The sequence below is a fragment of the Mesorhizobium sp. M7A.F.Ca.AU.002.02.1.1 genome (assembly GCF_003998535.1).
Lineage (GTDB): Bacteria > Pseudomonadota > Alphaproteobacteria > Rhizobiales > Rhizobiaceae > Mesorhizobium > Mesorhizobium ciceri.
Map to the genome: position 1 here is coordinate 1 of NZ_RZPB01000477.1, position 4,807 is coordinate 4,807.

General features: G+C 65.1%; 6 protein-coding genes and 1 pseudogene. 2 read left to right on the forward strand and 5 right to left on the reverse strand.

Annotated features, from left to right (window positions below; translation table 11 throughout):
• Positions 1 to 563: (2Fe-2S)-binding protein (locus EN879_RS24490; protein WP_206520994.1), on the forward strand; the 563-nt coding region annotated here is incomplete at its 5' end.
• A 99-nt stretch (positions 564 to 662) separates the two neighbouring features.
• Complete coding sequence (locus EN879_RS24495) at positions 663 to 929, forward strand: BrnA antitoxin family protein (protein WP_024503962.1); 267 nt, start codon at positions 663 to 665, stop codon at positions 927 to 929.
• A 17-nt stretch (positions 930 to 946) separates the two neighbouring features.
• Here the strand turns inward: EN879_RS24495 and EN879_RS24500 are convergent, their stop codons facing one another.
• The 5 genes and pseudogenes from EN879_RS24500 to EN879_RS24520 all read right to left on the reverse strand — a co-directional run.
• Positions 947 to 1,303, reverse strand: a complete 357-nt coding sequence (locus tag EN879_RS24500) for a cupin domain-containing protein (RefSeq protein ID WP_013530464.1) — start codon at positions 1,301 to 1,303, stop codon at positions 947 to 949.
• A gap of 9 nt (positions 1,304 to 1,312) precedes the next feature.
• Entirely contained in the window at positions 1,313 to 2,695 is a 1,383-nt protein-coding gene (locus tag EN879_RS24505; RefSeq protein ID WP_063168696.1) for an FAD-binding oxidoreductase, read from the reverse strand.
• Between the two features lie 28 nt (positions 2,696 to 2,723).
• On the reverse strand, positions 2,724 to 3,833 hold the full coding sequence (locus tag EN879_RS24510) for an ABC transporter ATP-binding protein (RefSeq protein ID WP_063168695.1): 1,110 nt from the start codon (positions 3,831 to 3,833) through the stop codon (positions 2,724 to 2,726).
• 1 nt (position 3,834) lies between these two features.
• Entirely contained in the window at positions 3,835 to 4,623 is a 789-nt protein-coding gene (locus EN879_RS24515; RefSeq protein ID WP_027160917.1) for an ABC transporter permease, read from the reverse strand.
• Positions 4,620 to 4,807 (reverse strand): annotated as a pseudogene (locus EN879_RS24520) (ABC transporter permease); the annotation flags it as partial. The pseudogene EN879_RS24520 and the gene EN879_RS24515, both read right to left, overlap by 4 nt.

Genomic DNA, 4,807 nt, shown 5'->3' on the forward strand with positions numbered 1-4,807 from the left:
CGGCAAAGGCCTTTGGCTTTGCGGTGGCTCGGCAGCGGCCGGAGCCTAATACTGCGCCCTACTGGGCCGTGGCCAAGTGCAAGGGCGGCTGGCGGGTCGAGCTTGCCTTTGCCGATGACGACATCGACTGGGCAGGCTTTGCCGGGTCGCTGTTCGGTACGTCATTGGGTGCCGAAATATCAGCTTATCACGACCGCGACGTCGGCCAGCACCGCATCGCCGCCTTCGACGACGACCAACTGTCAGGCGCCTTGTTCGTCGCGCCCGGCCCGGTCGCCGTGTCGCGCGGCTGGGCGGCGGAACAACTGAGCGCCGATCATGTTGATCGGCGCAGCAGGCTGGCGATCGTGGCCGGGCGGCCGGGCGGGATCGACGTCGATCGCGGCGCCATCGTCTGCTCCTGCTTCGGCGTTGGCGCCAACCAGATCACGGAAGCGGTACGCCGCGGCTGCGGCAGCGTCGCGGCAATCGGCGCGGCCCTGAATGCCGGCACGAATTGCGGCTCCTGCCGCGCCGAGATCAGGGTCATCATCGACGCACAGAGCCTCCAGGCAGCCGAGTGATCGTCCTGACCAAAGGGGCCTGCGCGACGGTGCTGGTTGGGCTATGGTGGCTCAGGCGTGCTACGTCGCGCACGAATCATCCTCAGTCAGGGTCATCCAATGGCAAATCCCCCGCGCCGACCGACAAATCCGATGGCGGCCGCCGAGGCGGCTTTCAAGCCGGTGAAGAAGCCGGCTGCCCCGGTCCGAGAGCCCACGGCCGCTCCAGGCGTCAGGGAGCTTGTTTCGATCCGAATCGACCGCGCCGTGCTGGACCATTTCCAGGAGGATGGACCCGGCTGGCAGGACCGCATCAACGACGCCTTGCGGCGTGTGATAGAAGGCAAGCCGATCGTTACCGGGGGTGATCGTTCAGACGACGAGTAGCGGCTGTTCCAGCCGGCTCACGCTTCGAAGTGCAGGATGTAGAGCTTCCGCGTCTTCTCGTGGATCGTCCATTCGCCTTTCCAGCCTTTCGGCAGCACCAGCATTTCGCCCGGACCAACGTCCTCGCTGCGGCCATCGGGACCATGCAGCGAGACCCGGCCTGACACGATGTGGCAGGTTTCGGAATTGGTCTCGCGCGAGGCCGTGAAGCGGCCCGGCGTGCACTCCCAGACGCCGACTTCCAGTGCGCCATCCGGCGAGGTCCACAGCGTCGTCGAGGCTTCGAACTGATCGCCGCTGATCGAGGTCGGCTTGGGCTCAGGCTCGCCGAGGTCGATGGAGGCGAGGTGGGCGAAGGTCTGGAAGTCGGTCATGGCAGTCTCTCAATGTCCTGTGATGCGGTCGGCGATTGCGGCCAGTTTCGACGTGTGCTGGAGGCCGGCTTCCTCGCGCTCGTCGGCGACGCGATAGAGCTGATACATCGAGTGGACGCCGAGCCAGCGCATCGGCTCTGGCTCCCATTTGCTGACCTTTCGGTTGACCCAGGGCAGGCGGGTCAATTCGGTGTCGCGGCGCAGGATGAGATCGCGCAGCGTTCGGCCTGAAAGGTTGGAACTCGAGACGCCGAGCCCGACATAGCCGCCGGCCCAGCCGATGCCGGTTTCAAGATCGAGCCCTGCCGTCGTGCACCAGTCGCGCGGCACGCCCAGCACGCCGCACCAGGCGTGGTCGATGCGAAGCCTGGCTGTCTGCGGCAGCAGCCGGGTGAGGATCGCGTGCAGGCTTTCGATCGTGGCCTGCTGCGTTTGGCCGCGCACATCCGTTTGCGAGCCGTAACGATAGGGTACGCCGCGTCCGCCCATGGTGATGCGGCCTTCCCTGGTGCGCTGCGCATAGCAATAGGCGTGCGCGGAGTCGCCCAGAAGCTCATGGCCCTCCCAGCCGATCTCGTCCCACAGTGATTGCGGCAGCGGCTCGGTGATGATCTGTGCGCTGTTGAGCGGCAGCCAGAGCCGTTCATTGCCTGGTATGCCGGCCGTGAACCCTTCCGTGGCACGGATGATGATCGGCGCGCGCACGGTGCCGCGGTTCGTCGTGACCTTGCCCTTCTCGATGCCGGTCACGGTGGTCTGCTCGTAGATCGGCACACCGAGCCGCTCGACGGCTTCGGACAGGCCGCGCACCAGCTTGGCCGGCTGCACACGCGCGGTGCCGTGGTGGATATAACCGCCAAGCACATTCCTGATGTTGATGCGGGCCTTGGCCTCTGCCTGGCCGATCAGGCTGACACGCTCGCTCGGCACGCTCCAGCCGATCGCATCGGCATAGGCGGCGTTGATCCGTTCGAGCTGCGGCGGGTTGGTCGCCACCGTCAGATTGTCGACGCGGCGGATGTCGGCATCGATGCCTTCGGCTTCGGTCACCTTGATCACTTCGTCGACCGTGCCATGCATGGCCGTTTCCATGTCGATGACAGCGCCGCGCGTCGAGGTCTGCAGATATTTCTCGCGCGACCAGCTGAAGCCGCCGGACAGCCAGCCGCCATTGCGGCCCGACGCGCCGAAGCCGGCGAACTCCCGCTCGACGATGGCGATGCGGATCGATGGATCGGCCTTCTTCAGGTAATAAGCCGTCCACAGGCCGGTGTAGCCGGCGCCGACGATGCAGACATCGGCTTCGAGATCGCCCGGAAGCGGCGCGCGATAGGGCGGCAGGCCGATGTCGGCATACCAGAACGAGACGTTGCCGTTGACTTTGGCGTCCATGTCTAAAAATCCTGCGGGGAAAGAGCGATCAGGTCATCGTCATGTCGGCGCGGTCGTCGTCGGCAAGAAGTTTTGCATCGACGACCGACCAGCGCAGATCGACCGTGTCACCAATCGAGAACGGTGTGGCTTCCAGCGACGCGCGTACGATGGCGACCGAGCCGTCGCGCAACGTCACCTGGTATTTCGAGCCGGAGCCCAGATAGATCGCCTCGCTGACTTGACCGGTGAGGCTGTTCTGCCCGGCGGCGGGAGGCGTGTTGGTGCCGGCAAGCGAAAGCTTCTCCGGCCGCAGCAGGACCACCGGTTTGCTGCCGCTGGCGAGCTTGCCGTTGGCCACGATCTTCTGGCCGGCGATCGTCAGGCTGGTTTCGTTTCCGGACGTCAGGGCGGTGCCACGCAAACTGGTCGATTCGCCGATGAACTTGGCCACGAACAGGGTCGTCGGCTCGTCGTAGAGCTGGCGGCCGGTTCCGACCTGTTCGATGCGGCCCTGATTGAAGACGGCGATGCGGTCGGACAGGACCAGCGCTTCTTCTTGGTCGTGCGTCACATAGACGAAGGTGGTGCCGAGTTCGCGGTGGATGCGCTTGATCTCCAGCTGCAGCCATTCGCGCAGTTTCTTGTCGAGCGCGCCGAGCGGTTCGTCCATCAACAGCAGCGGCGGATCGAAGACGATGGCGCGCGCCAGCGCCACGCGCTGCTGCTGGCCGCCGGAAAGTTCGGAGGGATAGCGATGCGCGAAGTCGGCCATCTTGACCATGTCCAGCGCGCGCACGACGAGACGGTCGCGCGCCTGCTTGTCCATGCCGCGCAAGGTGAGGGGATAGGCGACGTTCTTGCCGACCGTCATATGCGGAAACAGCGCGTAGTGCTGGAAGACAACGCCGATGTTGCGCTTGTGCGCCGGCAGGGCGACGATGCTTTTGCCGCCAACGGCGAGGTCGCCGGAGGTGAGGTCGGTGAAGCCCGCGACGACGTTGAGCGTCGTGGTCTTGCCCGAGCCGCTGGGGCCGAGCAGCGTCATGAACTCGCCCGGCTCGATATGCAGGCTGACATCGTCGAGTGCGGTGAAATTGCCGTAGCGCTTGGTTGCGCACTTGATGTCGATGGCCGCGCCGCGTTTCCTCGCAGTCATCTCAACTCCTCGTCGATTTCGAGCTGATGATCAGCCCGGCGCTGATGATCAGCGTCGTGGCAATGAAGATGATGGTTCCGACGGCCGTCACCGTCGGATCGGCGTCGCGGGTGATGCTGGTGAAGATCTGCACCGGCAAGGTCTTCAGGTAGGGACTGGTGATGAACAGCGCGACGATGATCTCATCGAAGGAGGTGACGAAGGCAAACAAAAGCCCGGACAGGATGCCGGGCGCGATCAGCGGCAAGGTCACGGTGCGGAATGTGGTGAAGCGGTTGGCGCCGAGACTTGCCGCCGCCGTCTCCAGCCGCGCGTCGAAGACTTCGAGGCTTGCCGACACGGCGATGATGACGAAGGGGATCGCCAGCATCGTATGTGCGATGACGAAGCCGGTGGTGGTGCCGACGAGCTGGTAGTCGAGATAGACGGCGTAGATGCCGATGGCCAGCACCACGCCGGGCACGATCATCGGCGTGATCAGGATGGCGCGCAGCAGGCCGGCGCCGGAATGTTTCATGCGGCTGAGGCCGAGCGACGCCAGCGTGCCGATCAGCGTGGCGGCGACGGCGACGAGGCCCGCGACCCTCAGCGAATTGAAGAAGCTCGACAGCCAATCGGGGTTGGTGAAGAAATTCTCGTACCATTGCCAGGAGAAGCCGGACGGCGGGAAAGCGAGCGACTTCTTCTCGTTGAATGACATCGGGATGATGACCAGCGTCGGCATCACCAGCCAGACGGCGACCAGCAGGCAGAACAGACCGAGCAGAAGGCGGGATGGTGCCAGTCTCATGATCTGGACGCCTGCTTGTGGCGCTGGCGCATCAGCGGGGCGGCGAGCGCTAGAAGCACGAAGGTCGCGACCAGCAGCACGACGCCCATGGCGCCGCCGCGGCCCCAGTTGAGCAGGCTGAGCACCTGGCTCTGCACCAGCGTCGACAGCATGGTGCTGCGCGGGCCGCCGAGCAGGGCAGGCG

Coding starts and splice junctions, on each gene's coding strand:
- EN879_RS24495 (WP_024503962.1), top strand. CDS start 663: ATGGCAAATCCCCCGCGCCGACCGACAAATCCGATGGCGGCCGCCGAG.
- EN879_RS24500 (WP_013530464.1), bottom strand. CDS start 1,303: ATGACCGACTTCCAGACCTTCGCCCACCTCGCCTCCATCGACCTCGGC.
- EN879_RS24505 (WP_063168696.1), bottom strand. CDS start 2,695: ATGGACGCCAAAGTCAACGGCAACGTCTCGTTCTGGTATGCCGACATC.
- EN879_RS24510 (WP_063168695.1), bottom strand. CDS start 3,833: ATGACTGCGAGGAAACGCGGCGCGGCCATCGACATCAAGTGCGCAACC.
- EN879_RS24515 (WP_027160917.1), bottom strand. CDS start 4,623: ATGAGACTGGCACCATCCCGCCTTCTGCTCGGTCTGTTCTGCCTGCTG.